The organism is Paraburkholderia sp. SIMBA_027, from assembly GCF_046535315.1.
GTDB classification, from domain to species: domain Bacteria; phylum Pseudomonadota; class Gammaproteobacteria; order Burkholderiales; family Burkholderiaceae; genus Paraburkholderia; species Paraburkholderia tropica.
In genome coordinates this window covers 1-255 of record NZ_JAWRWY010001080.1, presented here as the reverse complement: position 1 = coordinate 255, position 255 = coordinate 1, and the positions used below count along the sequence as shown (strand labels likewise).

General features: G+C 69.4%; 1 protein-coding gene. It reads left to right on the top strand.

The window, feature by feature from the left end:
- Positions 1 to 255: phosphatase PAP2 family protein (locus tag SB764_RS42435; RefSeq protein WP_410867099.1), on the top strand; the 255-nt coding region annotated here is incomplete at both ends.

The following is a 255-nucleotide window of genomic DNA, read 5'->3' as shown; positions in this document are numbered from 1 at the left end:
AGCACGACGCCCGCGACCGACGGCGGTTTCATCAGCGGCCACCAGGCCGAAGCGATGCGCGATGCGATGACGATGGCGTGGCTCGTGCCGGAGCGATTCCAGGAGATGGTGAGCCGCGGCCTCGAACTGGGCGAGAACCGGATTCTCGCCGGCATGCACTCGCCGCTCGACGTGATCGGCGGCCGCATGCTCGCGCTGGCGGTCAGCGCGGCGAACCTGAGCGCGTATGCGAGCGATGCGCAGGCCGCGTACAAC